Annotated in this window: 1 protein-coding gene; it reads right to left on the bottom strand. The window is 71.2% G+C overall.

Features of this window, described 5'->3' with window-relative positions; translation table 11 throughout:
- Positions 1–73: 73 nt before the first annotated feature.
- Positions 74–295: thioredoxin domain-containing protein (locus tag WDW90_RS38835; protein WP_336492962.1), on the bottom strand; the 222-nt coding region annotated here is incomplete at its 5' end.

The following is a 295-nucleotide window of genomic DNA, read 5'->3' as shown; positions in this document are numbered from 1 at the left end:
TCGCGTCCTCCGGGCCGTCGCCCGTTACGATGTCAAAGGTGTCAGCCCAGAAGGGAGAGGGGGAATCCCGCTCCTATCTCAGCGCGGCGCTGCGCGGGTCCGTGACCGGCGGGATCGGCTCCAGGGCGGCGAGCACCGTCCCCTGTGTCAGGATCTGCGGCAGGATCGCGGGCTCGGCGGCGCCCGCGTAGAGGAGGTAGAGCGGCCCGCCGCTGCGGCCGTGGCGCTCGAGGATCCGCGTGATCTCGGGGGTCTGGTTCGTCCAGTCGCCCTTGAGATAGGTGACGCCGCGCAG

Source organism: Methylobacterium nigriterrae, from assembly GCF_037106235.1.
GTDB lineage: Bacteria > Pseudomonadota > Alphaproteobacteria > Rhizobiales > Beijerinckiaceae > Methylobacterium > Methylobacterium nigriterrae.
This window is presented reverse-complemented; position numbering and strand designations above follow the sequence as displayed.